The organism is Micromonospora sp. SH-82, from assembly GCF_051132485.1.
Classification (GTDB): Bacteria; Actinomycetota; Actinomycetes; order Mycobacteriales; family Micromonosporaceae; genus Micromonospora.
Window position 1 is genome coordinate 4,728,111 of record NZ_CP148049.1, and the last position, 15,346, is coordinate 4,743,456.

Genomic DNA, 15,346 nt, shown 5'->3' on the forward strand with positions numbered 1-15,346 from the left:
ACCAATCTTTAGACGACGTACGGACCTCACGTCGCGGACGGATGGCGCAAGCCGATACGGATTCAGGTTGCCGAACAGGTTGCTGGGGCTGGCAGCAGCGCTCCGGCGGCGCCGCCCTCGATTGCGGTCACTCCAACCTGATGTCGAGTTCCTCTGCCACCTCCGAGAAGATGTCCTCGACATCCTGTAGGAAGCGATCCCGGTCGGCCCACGCGCTGGCGGCCGGAGTCGGAGCCCCCCTGCCGTACACATCAGTGGCGATGATTCGGGCCCGCTCGAAGGTGGATCCCTTCCCGCTCAGCCTGAACGCCGCCCGCCAGGCCGCCTGTGGGTCGTCCTGGATCCTGCGCCGGGTCAGATCGAACAGCTTCTTGGTGACGGCGTTGCAGAGTTCGTCAATGACGAACTGCTTCTCGTCGTCACTGGGCTCGCCGTGAGTCCACCGCACCGGCTGCTGCGCCATGCGATACAACTGGTCCTGCAACGCGGAGCGGAGGTCGGCTACCGGCCGTAGATTGTCGTACTCGTCCGTCCAGCCCTCCGCCAGCCGGCGACTCAACGCTTTGACGCGGGCCCAGTGCTCCTTGAGGGGCGCGGCCGGGTGCCGCTGCGTCCCAAGCAGACCACCCCAGCGAAGGTGAAAGTTTGCGGCGGCATCGACCACCACGTGGGAGAGGGCTATCCGGCTGTAGACGGGCCGGCTCTCCCCGACATCGGTCGCCTTGTCCGGAGCAGCAAGGACGTCGACCAGACGTTGCAACTCCTGGATGGAACGTCCGCCCAACTTCTTGCTCGCCTTAAGCGGCTCGTGAATGCCGCCGACGAAGAACCGCGCTCGGTCGAGGCGTTGACGCAGGACTCGTTCCGCCGCTGGCCCTAAATCGCTGCCGATCGCGCTCAGGACGTTCTCGACCGAGGCCAGGACGTGCTCCTCCCGGGCCGAGAAGGTCGGCAGATTGTCCCCCTTGACCTGGTCGAAGTGGGTAAAGAGGAAGTGAAGCTTCGCGGCGTTGCCCGAGACGGCGATGCCTTTGAGCGCCGCCACCGGTGCCGCCTGCATCGGCTGGGTGGCGTTGTCGACCAGCAGGACGGCATCGACCTTCTCAAGCTGCGTGGCGACATGGGTCGAGAGGGTGGCAACCGATTTCGGGGTGTGGCCAAGACCCTCTCCGTCGACCAGGACAAGCCGGGCCGGCTGTTCGGCCCACTCGGGCACGAAGGGCCCACTGACCCGGATTCCGTTGACGAGCGGCGTGAGCAGACGGCCGAACAGCGGCGCATAGTTGCTGGAGAACCTGGTGACGTTCTTGACGAACGCCGCCCGGTCGTCGGTGCTCCAAGACCAGCTGACCGGCCAACCCTGATGGTTTCGGCGAAGGGTGCCGACGTCCAGCGTCGAGAAACGCTTCTCGATCTCGTCGATCAGCGAGTCGACGATGTCGTCGAACTCGTCGGATTGCCGCAGCTCGGTGTCGAGGTTCTCTTCGATGTATTCGGTGACGGCCCGTTCGTCCTCCTCACCGGGATCGAACTCGTCACGGATCGCGCCAACATGGCGTGCGACGAGCACCCGGACCGAGCGAACCGCCCGGAACACCACCTGCCGGGTCAGTTCCATGTCGACTCGGCCGTACTCGGCTGGGTCAATGTCCTCGTCAGCATCGTCGTCGTCATCGACCAGGTCTTCGACGCTCGGTGCGACGGCCCGACCCAGCACGTAGCTGAACCGGAAGCGCTGGTTGACGTGGTCGAGGAGCTGTCGGACGACCTCGGTGTCACCTCTGCCGGCGAAGGCCGCCAGGGCAGCCGCCGACACGTTGTCGGCCAGGTAGTCGATCACCTCGGCACGAGGTGTGAAGGTTACCGCCGCCTGGTACGTCTGGTCCGTACTGATGATCAGCTCGGTGTCGGCGACGGTCGTCTTCGCCGTCGAAGTGGAGGGGAAGCGCTCGGTCGCGGGATCGGTGCCGAGTAGTTGGCGGACCACCGTCGTCTTGCCGGCACCGGTCGTGCCGAGCATCATCACGGTGCGGTAGCCGTCGGCTGCTGTGGGCAGCGGAAGTAGCTTCTCGCGCACCCCTGCGAAGTCGTGGTGCGCGACCCGCTCGCTCCCGTAGAACATCTCCACGATCTGAGAGTCGAAGCGAGCTTCGGCGCTCGCCCGGGCACTCGGCTCCCAGAGGGCCGGAGTTCGGAGGATCTCGTTGAGTTGTTTGACCAGGAGGTCCGCCTCGGCCTCGTCGGTGGTGCCGAGCCCGTGACAGACCGTACGGCCGAGCTGATCTGTGCCGAGAATGAGCCTGGCGGGGTGCCGGAAGACGACCGACCAAACCTCCCGGCCCCACGCGCGACTCTTGCTGGCGGTGAAGAACTTCACGAACCCCTCCGTTGTCCCAAGTGCGCGTCATTGACGGATCGCGCACTGTCCCACATGGAGAGATGCGCTCCGGCGGAGGAAACCTAGCACGACTGAAAGCTACGTCAAACAGCAATCACGGTTCGGCTGGTGTATGGTCACCGACGAACGACAGACCCCCCGACAGGACCCCGATGCCGCAGCCCGCCCAGGTGACCGCCGCCGAGATCTCCCGGCTGGCCGGGGTCACCCGCGCCACCGTGAGCAACTGGCGTCGGCGGCATCCCGACTTCCCCGCCCCGTCGGGCGGGACGGAGACCAGCCCCGCCTACGACCTGAGCGCCGTCCGGGCCTGGCTCGCCGGGCGGGGACAGCTGCCGGACGGCTCCCCCGCCGACGACCTGCGCAACGCCCTGCGCAGCGACGCACCGGAACTCGCCCACCGAAGCAGACTGCTGCCGCTCGCGGTCGAGGCCAGTCGCCTTCCCGACACCGATGTGGTCAAAGCCGCCGACTCCGGCGACGAACAGCTGTCCGACTGGGCAGGGCGAACCAGCCGCTCGTACCTCATGGACATGCCCGGGGCCTGGAAAGTGACCTACTCCCCCGACGATGCCGGGCTCCTTCGCGTCCTGCTGCAGTGCCTCGTCGAGGAGGGTGCCGCGCAGACGCTGGAGGTGCTGGCCGAGGGCGACGGCGGGGACAGCCGCGCCGGTGGGGCGTACCGGACACCGCCGCCGGTCGCCGAACTGATGGCTGCGCTGCTCAGAGGTGCCGGGGAGGCGTACCCGGGTCGGGTCTTCGATCCTGCCTGTGGGATGGGTGGCCTGTTGCTGGCCGCGCTCGGCCAGGGTTCGCGGGAGGTGTCCGGTCAGGACGTGGTGGAGACGCTCGCCGCCCACGCCGCCGCCCGCCTCGCCGTCGCCGCCCGCCCCGCCGACCCGCACGCGGACGCCGGTTCCGCCGCGCACGCAGGCACAGATGCCGACGCCGGGACGGTCGTGCAGGTCCGGGTCGGAGACAGTCTGCGCGACGACGCCTTCGCGACGTCGGTCGCGGACGCGGTGCTCTGCGCGCCGCCGTACGGCCACCGCGAGTGGGGGCACGAGGACCTGGCGTACGACTCCCGGTGGGTGTTCGGGCTGCCGCCGAAGGGCGAGTCGGAGCTGGCGTGGGTGCAGCACTGCCTCGGGCACCTGACCGAGGGGGGACGGGCGGTCCTGCTCATGCCACCGGGTGCGGCGCTGCGGCCGTCGGGGCGGCGGATCCGGGCCGAGATGGTCCGCCGGGGGGCGCTGCGCGCGGTGGTCGGGCTGCCTCCCGGGGTGGCCGTTCCCCTGCACATCGGTCTGCACCTGTGGATCCTCGAACGACAGCACCCGCAGGCTGCCCTCCCGTCGACCGTCCTGATGGTGGACGCCGCCGGGCCGGAGTCCCGCACCGGCGACGAGACCGACGGTCGACACTCGTCGACGGGGTGGTCGACGGTCCGGGAGTTGGTGGTCGGGGCGTGGCGTGACTTCGACCGGCACCCGGAGGCCTTCGATCCGGTCCAGGGGGTGGCGCAGGCCGTTGCCGTGATCGACCTGCTGGACGAGGCGGTGGATCTCAGTCCGGCCCGCCACGTCCGGGCCGTCCCGGTCGCGGCGGAGCCCGACGAGCTGGCCGAGACGGCGTACCAGGTGCGGGGTCGACTGCGACGGGCGGCGACGGGGCTGGTCACCCTGACCGGCGGTGGGGTCTGGCCCCCTGCCGGGGCCGAGTCCCGGTCGTGGCGGACCGCCAGCGTCGCCGACCTCCTGCGGGGCGACGCCCTCACCCTGCTGCGGGCTCCGACGACGGTCCGCACCTCGGGGCCGGCCCGCACCGGCGGCGACCTGCCCGCCACCCTGACCGCCCGGGACGTGGTGACCCGCCGACCGGCTTCCGGTGAGGCCGAGGAGGAGCCCTCCGACGGCGGCGTCACAGTCGAGGTGGGCGACGTCGTCCTACCGGAGATGCTGCACGAGGGGGTGGGAGTCGCCCGGGTCGTCGACGCCCGGGACGCCGGTCACCGCCTCGGTCGGCACCTGCACCTGCTCCGACCCGACCCGACCCGCCTGGATCCGTGGTTCCTGGCCGGGTTCCTGGCCGCCGAGGACAATCTGAACGCCGCGTCGTCCGGCACGTCGGTGGTCCGGGTCGACCCGCGCCGACTGCGGGTCCCGCTACTACCCCTACCCGAACAGCAACGGTACGGTCAGGCGTTCCGTCACCTCCACGCCCTGCGGGTGGCGGCGGACCTGGCCGACCGACTCGCCGACGAGACCGCCCGTGTCCTGGCCGCCGGCCTCACCGGCGGCGCACTGCTCCCCCCGGAAGGACCCCGTTGAACAGCAGCACCCACACCGAGTTGGCGAACCACGCCTGGTCGGTCGCCGATCTCCTGCGCGGTGACTACAAGCAGGCCGACTACGGCAAGGTGATCCTGCCGTTCACGGTGCTGCGGCGGCTGGAGTGTGTCCTGGAGCCGACCCGGGACCGGGTCCGGGCGGAGTACGACCGCCGCAAGGACCAGAACGTGGACCTGTCCCGGTTCCTGGGCAAGGCGGCCGGGCACAGCTTCTACAACGTCAGCGGCTACACCCTGCGGGCGATCGCCGACGACTCCGGCCAGGCCGCGAAGCACCTGCTCACCTACCTCGGGGCGTTCTCCCCCAACGCCCAGGAGGTGATGGAGCGTTACGAGTTCGCCCAGCAGGTCCGCAAGCTCGACTCGGCCAAGCTCCTCTACCAGGTCGTCGGCCGGTTCGCCGACCTCGACCTGCACCCTGCGCGGGTCTCCAACCACCAGATGGGGTACGTCTTCGAGGAGCTGATCCGCCGGTTCGCGGAAAGCTCCAACGAGACCGCCGGTGAGCACTTCACCCCCCGCGAGGTCATCGAGCTGATGGTGAACCTGCTGGTCGCCCCGGACGACGACGCGTTGAGCGTGCCGGGGACCTCCCGGACGGTGTTCGACCCGGCCTGCGGGACCGGCGGGATGCTCTCGGCTGCCGAGGAGCACATCACGAAGCTCAACCCGTCGGCGACGGTCACGGTCTTCGGCCAGGAACTCAACCCGGAGTCCTGGGCGATCTGCCGGTCCGACATGATGATCAAGGGCCAGAAGCCGGACAACATCAAGTTCGGCAACTCGTTCAGCGACGACGGCCACCGTGGCCAGCACTTCGACTACCTCCTCGCCAACCCGCCGTTCGGGGTGGAGTGGAAGAAGGTCAAGGACGAGGTCGAGCGGGAGTACGACACCCTCGGCGACAGCGGCCGGTTCGGTGCCGGGCTGCCCCGGATCAACGACGGGTCGCTGCTCTTCCTCCAGCACATGATCTCGAAGATGAAGCCGGTCACCGCCGACGGGAAGGGCGGAAGCCGGATCGCCATCGTCTTCAACGGCTCTCCCCTGTTCACCGGGGCGGCCGAGTCGGGCGAGTCGAAAATCCGGCAGTGGATCCTGGACAACGACTGGCTGGAGGGCATCGTCGCCCTCCCCGACCAACTCTTCTACAACACCGGGATCTCGACCTACTTCTGGATCCTCACCAACCGCAAGGCCAGGGGCAACGAGGGCAAGGTCGTCCTCCTGGACGCCCGCGACCAGTTCACCAAGATGCGCAAGTCCCTCGGCGACAAGCGCAAGTACGTCACCGCCGACCAGATCACCGCGATCACGAACCTGTACGCGGAGGCACTGGACGTCGCCGCCGACCCCGACCACCCCCAGCACGCCAAGGTGAAGGTCTTCGCCAACGAGGACTTCGGGTACCGCCGGATCACGGTGGAACGCCCCCTGAAGCTCCGCTTCGAGGTCACCGACGACACCCTGACCGCCCTGGCCGCCTCGAAGCCGATCCAGCGGGCAACCGACCCGGAAACGCTCGTCACCGCGCTCAAGCCCCTGGTCGGGCGGGTGTGGCCGACGAAGCGGGCCGCCTGGGACGCCCTGCGAGCCACGATGGCCGAGGCCGGCGCACCCTGGCCGACCGGCGCACCCTTCCAGAAGGCGATGCGGGACGTCATCGGCGTCCGGGACCCCGACGGCGAGATCCAACTCGTCAAGGGCTCCCCCGAACCCGACCCCGACCTGCGCGACTACGAGAACGTCCCCCTGCACGAGAACATCGACGAGTACCTCCACCGCGAGGTCCTCCCCCACGTACCCGACGCCTGGATCGACCACGACAAGACCAAGACCGGGTACGAGATCCCCTTCACCCGCCACTTCTACGTCTACAAACCCCCAAGGCCCCTCGCCGAGATCGACGCCGAGCTCAAGGCGCTGGAAGCCGAGATCCAGGCACTCCTCGGCGAGGTCACGTCGTGAGGCAATGCAGGATCAAGGACGTGGCAGGGATCAACATGCGGGTCCTGCCCGAAAGCACCGACCCTGACCATGCTTTCTACTACATCGACATTAGCTCAATCAGCGGCCATGGGCAGATTACAATCCCGGAAGAGCGGACGATTTTTGCCACAAGTCCGTCACGGGCTCGACGCCTTGCACCACCAGGATCGGTGATTGTTTCGACGGTCCGAACTTACCTGCGCGCAGTCGCTGCTGTTCCCGAGACCGACAAGCCATTGGTATTCTCAACGGGTTTCGCCGTCCTTGAGGCAGCCAAAGATATTGACGCCAGGTTCCTGAGCTACCTCTGCCAGTCGAACACCTTCATTGATGACGTCGTGGCGCGATCAACGGGCGTCAGCTATCCAGCAATTAATGCAGGCGACATAGGAAGTATCAACGTTTCCATCCCCCGACGCGCCGAACAATTCCTGATCGCTAATTTTCTCGACGTCAACACCACCCATATTGCCAGCTTGATGCAGAAGCGACTCAAGCAGCGCGCGGCCCTGGCGGACCGTGCTTACGCCGAAATTTCTGACGTTCTGCTATCAGCCCCCTCCCCTCAGACCACAGCCAAGTCATCATGGCCCTGGCTGCGCGATCACCCTGGCAAGGGGCCATTGGTGCGCCTCGGCTACGTCTGCCGCTTGCAGAACGGCTTGACCATCGACAGCAAACGCGATGTCAGTGGAGAACCCGTGACCCGACCCTATCTGCGCGTCGCGAATGTACAGGCTGGCTATATAGACCTGAGCACCGTAGCCGCGGTCACCGTACCGCGTGAAGTAGCCAACCGCTGCACGTTACGCACCGGGGACGTCCTGATGACCGAGGGAGGAGACCTGGACAAACTCGGCCGTGGCACGGTATGGAATGGAGAGTTGGCTGATTGCCTCCACCAAAACCATGTCTTTGCTCTTCGCCCTGATCGGGACCGACTCGACGGCGAATATCTCGCCCTCATGACTCAGACGATTCACGGACGTTGCTATTTCGAAAGCACTGGTTCCAAAACAACGAATCTCGCCTCGACAAACAGCAGCAAGATTCTCAGCTTCCCCATCCCGCTACCCTCCGTGCGACACCAACGCGAACTGACACGTAGTGTTCATACCAAGCTCGACGCCATCAAACGAATGAAACAGAAGCTAGATCGTCAGATCGCACTCCTCGCAGAGCGCCGCCAAGCGTTAATCACCGCTGCCGTGACCGGTCAGATCGATGCCTCCACCGCAAGTAGGCGGGGCATCGAGAACTGACCCTCGGCCGCCGTCCAGGTACGTGCCCGCAGCCTGCCCACGAGACGGGGCTGCGAAAAGGGATTCATGTTGAGTAGTGTCTGCGTCACTACGACGTGCACACCCAGATCCCGCCGCGCACTGAGCCGGAAGGATGGCATGGCCAGCATCGAGCAAGTCAAGGCCGAGCTTGCCCAGGCAGCCGAGCAGGGCAATGCGACGACCGCCCAGATCCGGGCCGCCGTCGAGGGCACCGAGCAGATGCTCTCCCGCCTGCGGGCAGTGGCGGCCGGAACCGGTCACCCCGCCGTCATGCAGGCCATAGGCCGCGCCGAGCAGAGCAAGCAGCAGTTGGTCGAAGCGGCCACAACCCTTCAGGGGAGCACCGAGGCCGCTCGGCAGTACATCAGCATCCTCGGCTGACGATGAGCATCGGTGAAGTCAAGGCAGCCCTCGGAGAATCGAAACGCCTGCTCGACCAGGGCAGGGCGACGATCGAAGGGATCGACGTATCTCTTATCGAGGTTACCAGCCTCACCCTGGCCACCCTGCACGACACTCAGCATGCCGAGGCGGGGAACGCCCGCCTGGCCCTGGCTGACGCCGTCCGTGAAGCCGATCTTGCATTGAGCATGATCAGCGCTGCTACCGAGAACACCTCCGCCTACCTCCGGGAACTGGGATGAGCAGTCTGCTCGCCCAAGTCGTGGCGCAGCTCAAATTCGCCGTTGATCAACTAGACGGGTTGGCGGTGCGCGCTAACCATGCGGCGGAGGACATCGCCCAAGGCCACGACCGGTGTGCAGGCGTCGGCTCCGGCAGTTCGCACCCAGCCCTCCGCGCGGCGATCGGCCAGAGCAGAGCCGCTGTCGACAAGACCCGCACGGTAAGCCGGCTGGTGGCCGCTGCCGCAGGCCACCTTGGCGAGTACGCCCGCGAGATCGCGCCCGGATCGATTGGTGCGCCGAGTGACCATGCGATGCCCTCGGGAGAGATCGTGGTGTCGGAGTCGGCGAGCCGGGGCAGCAAAGCCGAAGCCTTCCTGCGGCGACACGTCAAGAAAGCGGACAGCACCGAGGAGAGCCTTCAGAAGGCCGAGAAGGCGGTGACCGCCGGGCTGCGCGATCTCATCGATCAGGCTAAGAGCGGTCCCGGCAGTACGACGACATCGACAGCACAACCCACACCCGCCACGCCGACTGAGCGACCACAGTTGGATCATCCGGTCACCTCCGTCATCATGACCGCCGGAGCAGTCCTGGTCGGGGTCAAGGGGTTGTGGAACCTCGCCAAGAAGAATCACAAGAGGAGGCGTCATGGCGATCAGTCCTGACATGGTTGCCTATATCCGGACCATGGCGAAGGGTGAGCATGTTGCCAACGACGAGGTTCAGGCCCGCCTCGACAACGATGGCTGGGACGGCTTCAGCACGTTACTCGGCGCGGTCTTCTACTTCGCGGTTAACCGCCACTTCCCCACCGGGGCCACCCAAAATGAGATCATCCAGTTCGTCGGCGAAATGCGTAGCACCACAATCGGTGGACCCGAGACCGACGCGAGCAGCGCCGAAAAGCTGGTCAGCGCCGCCCTCGACCCGAGCCTCGACACGGACGTCGAACCGAGGCTGGCCGGTCGGATCCAGGGCCTGACGATCCTGCATACCCTCGGCGGCGGAAGGGTGAGCGATACCGAACTCGACGGCATCCTCCGCGAGTCCGTCACCCTTGCAGACAGCCTGCTCGCCTCCTGAACTCGGAGAGCCACGTGGCAGAGCAACCGCTCAGTGAACTGATCTGGGCACTGGCACGAGCCGACTGGGACGAGGCCAACGCCTTGGTCGTGGAGATCGGCCGTGGCGGTTGGGTCGGCGGCGTCCAAGTGATCGGAGCGGCGTACACGCTCGCGGTCCACCGCTACTTCGACCCCGACGCCACCCCCAACGAGGTCGCCGCCTGGGTCGCCGCCGCCCGCGACAAGTACCAGGGCGGTGATGCTCTGCCGACCTTGGAGATGGAAGGTCTCATCCGCGCGGCCCTCGGCGAACCCGAGCTGATCGAGAACATCCCCGTTGAGACCCTGATCGCGGTCGAGATCTTCATTCTTGGTCAACTCTTCATCGAGAACCCGCTGACCCCTTCAGAGATCGAGGAATTCGTCGCAGAGGCGAACGAAATCGCGGCCGAATACATGTAGACCGAGTCACCTCTCAGTCCACTCGTGCGAGCGCCGGATCGACCGACTGTGCGGTGTCAGGTCGTCTCGGTCTTGAGTCGCCCGTCCCGGTAGGACTGGGGCGGCCGCTGGAAGCTCGCTCCCGGGACACGGGACTCTACGGTGTGGACGTGCCGGAATCCCTGTCGACGGTAGTAAGCGTGCAAACGGTCGTTTGTGGTTCAGGCATCCAGACGCAAGTAGGTCAGCCCGGCGTCATACGCCCGACCGCCTGCCCAGTCCAGCATTTCCCCACAACGAGGCTCCCATCCGGCTTCCACAGGCTGTCGACGTCGACGTGAGCGGTCAGGGTGATGGTGGCGACCGGGTAGGTGGCCTCCCGCACCAATCCTCGTCTGTCCGGCTGAGACCGTTGCCGCCACAGCCGATCGGGGCAGATGGATCGAGCATTGCTCCTCGCTCCGGGCTGCGAGCCATGCCACGCGCTCGCGCCGCCAACGCGTGGTGACCTCGACGTGCCCCAGATCTCCGAGGGCTAGCTGATGGCTAGGGGCGGCTCGGGTGGCCAACCTTGCCGGACGCACAGCGTCATGTCGGGATAGGCGGCGGTGAGCCGGGCCGCGTCTCGCTGCGGATCGCCTATCTCAAGAATAACACACTGACCGAAATCAACCCATATCGAGTGGATGAGTACTCCCCGGGCCTCCCAGCGGTCGCGGTCACCGAACACCTGCGCCTGCCACGCGTCGAGGGTGCGGGCGGGGTGCATGGCGTCGACGAACCGTACGGGCACGGGCACGAGGGCGCTTAGCTCGGCGTCGAGCCGGGACGTGGGGATGCGGTGCACGATCAGCACGCCTGCGGGGACGTCCAGGGCAACGCCGGCGTACGCGTCCGACCAGCGTGCCGCCCCGGTGGCGTCAACCAGGGAGGCGGCGGCGCCTAGGTCCTCTTGCGTAGCGGCGGGTGGTTGCCGCCCGCCCGCCGTAGCGTGGGTGCCAACGGTGGGTAGGGCGAGGAGCGGCAACGCGAGCGCCAGCAGCGCGATGCGGCGTCGCAAGTGCATGGCGACCTCCCATACAGGGCGGCAGCCGCCGCTAAAGGGGCACTACGGGTGTAACGATCCGGCCGGGGGTAGAGGAACTGTTCGTCCCCATCCCCGACGGTCCCGTGCCTGGCTGGGCTGCGTGGTGCGGGTAGGTGGCGTTGATACCCCGTCGGAGCAGGTACTGCCAGCGCAGACGGGGGCGGCAGTTCTACTGGCCGGCAGGGCGACCGTCGGCCCACAGCGACTCGAAGTGCTCGACGTACCTGTCGAAGACTCCCCCGTGCTGCGCGCGCCGAAGATGCAGCGTCACGGAGTCCTGTCCGAGCCCGACACCGATGTGCGTGGCCACTACGGCTTCATCGTCGAAGACCCACACGGACATGGCGATGTGGCGGTCAGAGAGCCGTACCGGAATCTCGGCGTCGACCTTGCTGATCTCCGAGCGTGTCATCGCGATTCGCGTCGCGAGAGTCAACGGAGTGGCCTCAAGCCGTTCACGCTCGGCGGTGACCGGACTGTCCGGGTCGCCGAGCAGAAAGCGTGCGTCAGCTCCGGTCTTGGCCTTGGCAGCGAGGGCCGCAGCGACACCCGGTACTTCCAACCAGAGGAAGTAGCTCGTGTACCCGCCGAACCACAGCCGAGATCCGGCACGCTCAATCGCTCCACGGAACACGGCACGCGGAAGGTCGGCACGGCGCGGGTAGACGCCGACCACTTCACGATCCGATCCGACCTTCACGGCACGTCGAACGATCTCAGGCCACAGCACTCCCACATCCTCACCCAACAACGTGGCCGCCTGCACAATGGAACACCCCCTCGGCTGATGCACCGATCCACCGTCTTCAACCCCGGCCTGAGTGCCCCTCGGACGTCATGTTGCCTCAATTGGTCATCTGGATGAGGGCGAGTTGCCTTGACGGAGGTGGGCCGTGGCCCGTTGGTCAAGCTGCTTCGCAAAGGCGGGGAGGCGGGGACCAAAGTTACTGAGGCGGGTTCGGATATTTCTTACGGCGGCCGAGGCCCGGCCGGACTTGACACCTTCCATCGTGTCCATGGTGTGGTTCCAGTTACCGACGGCTTCACGAAGGCGTCCTTGGCTGCACTGGACGTCGGCGAGGTTGGCCAGGGTCAGCGTGTGGATGCGTCGGTACGGCCCGGCGTTCCGGGTCGCTATCGACCGACGTAGTTGAGCTTCTGCCCCGGCAAGGTCACCGAGGTCGCGAAGGGCCTGGCCCGCCTGGCTGGCAAGGGAAGCCTCGGTGAATCCGCTGGTCCGGATCCATGTTGGCTCGTCATCGACGGACGCACTCGCGAGTTGAGCCTCGGCCGTGAGAAGTGCTGTCGAGGTGCGGAGGGGGTCGCTCGACGCGGCATGGCCACGAGCGGTCAGAACGGTGAAAAGCGCGGTCGCGGCCGGGGTAGCACGTCCCTTTGACCATTCCAGCGCCGATGTGGCGAGTTGCAGGGCTTCCGATCCGTGGCCGAGATCGACGGCCTGATGTGCCATCGCTCGCAGTGTGAAGCCGGCAAGCGGGCGATCGTCGGCTTCGTTGGCTAGCCGCAGAGCTTGCACGTAGTAGCGCTGAGCCAACCCGTGCAGGGACGAATCGAAGGCCTTCCAGCCTGCGAGATAGGTCATCTCGGCCGCGACGCTGAACATGTCCCTGCGGTCGCTGTCGGAGGAGAAGCGCCCTTGGAGGTAGCCAGCCACGTCCGAGGTGAGGTACTGGACGACGGCCAAGCGCGCATGTCCCCCTCCGAACCGTTCATCGGCCTTGCTGAACACATCCAGCATGTCTCGTACGGCGTCGATCTCGCTGCGGCCCACTGCGGCGTCCCCACCCTGCGCACGTCGTCCCCGGTCCGCGACTTCCTGCCACGAGTCGAGCGGAACAACGAGCGCTGCCAACGAGTACAGGGCGTTGAGCCCGAACTCTCGTCGCTCCAAGTCGGCCCTCCCGACGGTCAGCAGATCGATGGCCGGGGCATGTCCCCACCAGTCCAGGCCACGAAGGTCAGGCTCCAGGTTACTGCCTTCGACGATTCCGAGATCGATCGGATTCATCACCCGACCGAGCCTTCGGGAGATCGCCTCGGCCAGGTATCGAGACGTGCTGCCACTGGGCTTGACACCACTGACCCAGTGCCCTACATGCGAACGGTCACAGGAGGGCAGCGCGTCGCGGTTCTCGCGAGCGACCGCCCGAACCGCTGCGGCACACGCCTCGTACGACCATCGGCACTCTTTGATCATTTCTAGTAGCTTCTCGTTGCGCCGCCTCGGCGTCCGCGCCATCCACTGACCTCCCCGAGAGATGCGTTCAACGCGTTCCACATGCCCGCCAGGCCGGCTGGCTACCCGATGCCGCAACGAACCTTTTCACTTTAGGTGAGGCCTGCGACACAGGAGGTGAGGGGGTTCGTGATGTCCATTGTCGTGTCGATCGTGTTCGGGGGATTGGTGCCGGGGTTTCTGCTCGGGCTTTTCGCGTTCCGGGTGAAGTCGCGGTGGTGTCCACGGTGCGGGGAGTCCACCGACGCCATGCCCCCGCAGACGGGACAGCACCGATGAGCGGGCCGGGGCTGCGCGGCGGCGACGAGCTGCCGATCGGTCGACGGATGGCCCGGTGGCGGGTCCGCCGCCGGATGACCCAGCAGATGCTCGCCGACCGGCTCGGCAAGTCCAAGAGCTGGGTCGACAAGGTCGAACGCGGGGTACGCGCCCTCGACAGGTACTCGGTCATCCAGGAGATCGCCGAAGTCCTCCACGTCGACCCGAGCACCCTCCTCGGCTCACACCGGGTGCCCCGGACGGCGGCCGTCGGCCTGGACGGGGTCGAGGCGGTCCGCGCCGCCCTCGCCCGCTACCAGCACCGGCCCACCGCCACACCCCCCGTCGACCAGCTGCACCGACACGTCGCCCACGCCTGGCTGACCTACCACCACGCCCACTACGCCCAACTCCTGCGGAGCCTGCCCGCCCTCCTCGACGCCACCCACACCACCCCGGCGCTGCTCGTGCCCAGCTACCGGATCACCGCCGCCGTACTGGTCAAACTCGGTGAACCCGACCTCGCCTGGCTCGCCGCCGACCGGGCCGTCACCGCCGCCGCCGACCACACGACGCTGCGCGGGACCGCCACCATCGTCGTCGCCCAGGCCCTCCGCGCCCTCGACCGGGACCGCCTGGCCATGACCGCCGCCCTCACTGCGGCCGACACCGTCACCGACAAGGGTGTGCAGGGAACCCTGCTCCTTCAGGCCGGGCTCGCCGCCGCCGGGACCGGCGACCGCCGCAACACCGACGACCTCATCGACCACGCCGACGACCTCACCAACCGGGGTACGCCCGGACACGACCCTCACCACACCCACTTCGGCCCGCTCACCGTCAGACTCGCCCGGGTCCTCGCCGCACTCCGCCTCGGCGACACCACCGAAGCCGTCTACCTCCACGAGAAAGCAGTCCGCCACGACGACTGGACACGCCTACCCGCCGAACTCCGGGCCGCCCACCTCCTCGACGCCGCCCACGCCTACGCCCAGACCGGGGACCACACCACCGCCGCACAGAAGGTCCTCACCGCCGACACCCTCGCCCCCACCGAGGTCCGGTTCCGCCCGTACGCCCGTACCGTCATCGCCGAGATCGCCCGCAGCGGACCCGCCGGTGCCGACGTGGCGCGACTGGCCACCGCAGTCGGGCTGACCCGATGAGCCGCACCCCGCTCAGCGACATGATCCGGGCCTTGGCCCGACGCGACCTGGACACCGTCGACGCGCTGGCGGTGGAGGTCGGTCAGCTCGGGGTGGCAGACGGCCTCCGACTCGTCGGGGCCGCGTTCGCCGTCGCCGTCCACCGGCACTTCGGCCCCGACGCCACCCCCACCGACGTCTCCGCCTTCGTCGCCGGAGCTCGGGACCTCTACCCCGACCACGAGAGCCTTCCGCGCCTCGAACTGGAAGGGCTCATCCGAGCCGCCCTCGGTGAGTACGACCTCGTCGACAACATCCCCGCCGAGACCGCCCTCGGTGCCGAACTGTTCATCCTCGGACACCTCCTGCTCACCACGCCCCTGACCCCCACCGAGCTGGACGAGTTCATGGCCGAGGCCGAAGAGCTCGCCGAAGAACACCGGTAGCG

14 protein-coding genes are annotated in these 15,346 nt (G+C 67.2%); 10 read left to right on the forward strand and 4 right to left on the reverse strand.

From position 1 onward, the window contains the following. Nucleotides 1–127: 127 nt before the first annotated feature. Nucleotides 128–2,377 (reverse strand): hypothetical protein, encoded by a 2,250-nt coding sequence (locus WHN02_RS20920; protein WP_434740398.1) that lies wholly within the window; start codon nt 2,375–2,377, stop codon nt 128–130. A 173-nt stretch (nt 2,378–2,550) separates the two neighbouring features. Here WHN02_RS20920 and WHN02_RS20925 point away from each other — a divergent pair, with 173 nt between their 5' ends. From WHN02_RS20925 to WHN02_RS20960, 8 genes are all read left to right on the forward strand, one after another. Further along, complete coding sequence (locus WHN02_RS20925; RefSeq protein WP_434740399.1) at nt 2,551–4,728, forward strand: N-6 DNA methylase; 2,178 nt, start codon at nt 2,551–2,553, stop codon at nt 4,726–4,728. Continuing rightward, nucleotides 4,725–6,716: a type I restriction-modification system subunit M gene (locus tag WHN02_RS20930; RefSeq protein WP_434740400.1), complete on the forward strand. Its 1,992-nt coding sequence runs from the start codon at nt 4,725–4,727 to the stop codon at nt 6,714–6,716. The genes WHN02_RS20925 and WHN02_RS20930 overlap by 4 nt, the downstream gene beginning before the upstream one ends. 20 nt (nt 6,717–6,736) lie before the next feature. After that, on the forward strand, nt 6,737–7,999 hold the full coding sequence (locus WHN02_RS20935; RefSeq protein ID WP_434740401.1) for a restriction endonuclease subunit S: 1,263 nt from the start codon (nt 6,737–6,739) through the stop codon (nt 7,997–7,999). 138 nt (nt 8,000–8,137) lie between these two features. Next, nucleotides 8,138–8,401, forward strand: a complete 264-nt coding sequence (locus WHN02_RS20940; RefSeq protein ID WP_434740402.1) for a hypothetical protein — start codon at nt 8,138–8,140, stop codon at nt 8,399–8,401. A gap of 2 nt (nt 8,402–8,403) precedes the next feature. Next, entirely contained in the window at nt 8,404–8,664 is a 261-nt protein-coding gene (locus tag WHN02_RS20945) for a hypothetical protein (RefSeq protein ID WP_434740403.1), read from the forward strand. Beyond that, a complete protein-coding gene (locus WHN02_RS20950; RefSeq protein ID WP_434740404.1) occupies nt 8,661–9,311 on the forward strand; it encodes a hypothetical protein in 651 nt (216 codons plus the stop codon). The genes WHN02_RS20945 and WHN02_RS20950 overlap by 4 nt, the downstream gene beginning before the upstream one ends. 1 nt (nt 9,312) lies before the next feature. Further along, entirely contained in the window at nt 9,313–9,729 is a 417-nt protein-coding gene (locus WHN02_RS20955; RefSeq protein WP_434744019.1) for a hypothetical protein, read from the forward strand. Between the two features lie 14 nt (nt 9,730–9,743). Next, nucleotides 9,744–10,172, forward strand: coding sequence for a hypothetical protein (locus WHN02_RS20960; RefSeq protein ID WP_434740405.1), 429 nt, complete (start codon nt 9,744–9,746; stop codon nt 10,170–10,172). A gap of 514 nt (nt 10,173–10,686) precedes the next feature. Here WHN02_RS20960 and WHN02_RS20965 read toward each other — a convergent pair. The 3 genes from WHN02_RS20965 to WHN02_RS20975 all read right to left on the reverse strand — a co-directional run bounded on the left by WHN02_RS20965 (nt 10,687) and on the right by WHN02_RS20975 (nt 13,498). Continuing rightward, entirely contained in the window at nt 10,687–11,217 is a 531-nt protein-coding gene (locus WHN02_RS20965; RefSeq protein ID WP_434740406.1) for a hypothetical protein, read from the reverse strand. A gap of 190 nt (nt 11,218–11,407) precedes the next feature. Beyond that, complete coding sequence (locus tag WHN02_RS20970; RefSeq protein ID WP_434740407.1) at nt 11,408–12,004, reverse strand: XRE family transcriptional regulator; 597 nt, start codon at nt 12,002–12,004, stop codon at nt 11,408–11,410. Between the two features lie 87 nt (nt 12,005–12,091). After that, nucleotides 12,092–13,498 (reverse strand): Tat pathway signal protein, encoded by a 1,407-nt coding sequence (locus WHN02_RS20975; protein ID WP_434740408.1) that lies wholly within the window; start codon nt 13,496–13,498, stop codon nt 12,092–12,094. 272 nt (nt 13,499–13,770) lie between these two features. Between WHN02_RS20975 and WHN02_RS20980 the strand changes: the two genes are divergently transcribed. Together WHN02_RS20980 and WHN02_RS20985 are read left to right on the forward strand one after the other, a co-directional pair. Continuing rightward, on the forward strand, nt 13,771–14,919 hold the full coding sequence (locus WHN02_RS20980) for a helix-turn-helix domain-containing protein (protein ID WP_434740409.1): 1,149 nt from the start codon (nt 13,771–13,773) through the stop codon (nt 14,917–14,919). Continuing rightward, nucleotides 14,916–15,344 (forward strand): hypothetical protein, encoded by a 429-nt coding sequence (locus WHN02_RS20985; protein ID WP_434740410.1) that lies wholly within the window; start codon nt 14,916–14,918, stop codon nt 15,342–15,344. The genes WHN02_RS20980 and WHN02_RS20985 overlap by 4 nt, the downstream gene beginning before the upstream one ends. The last annotated feature ends 2 nt before the right edge of the window (nt 15,345–15,346 follow it).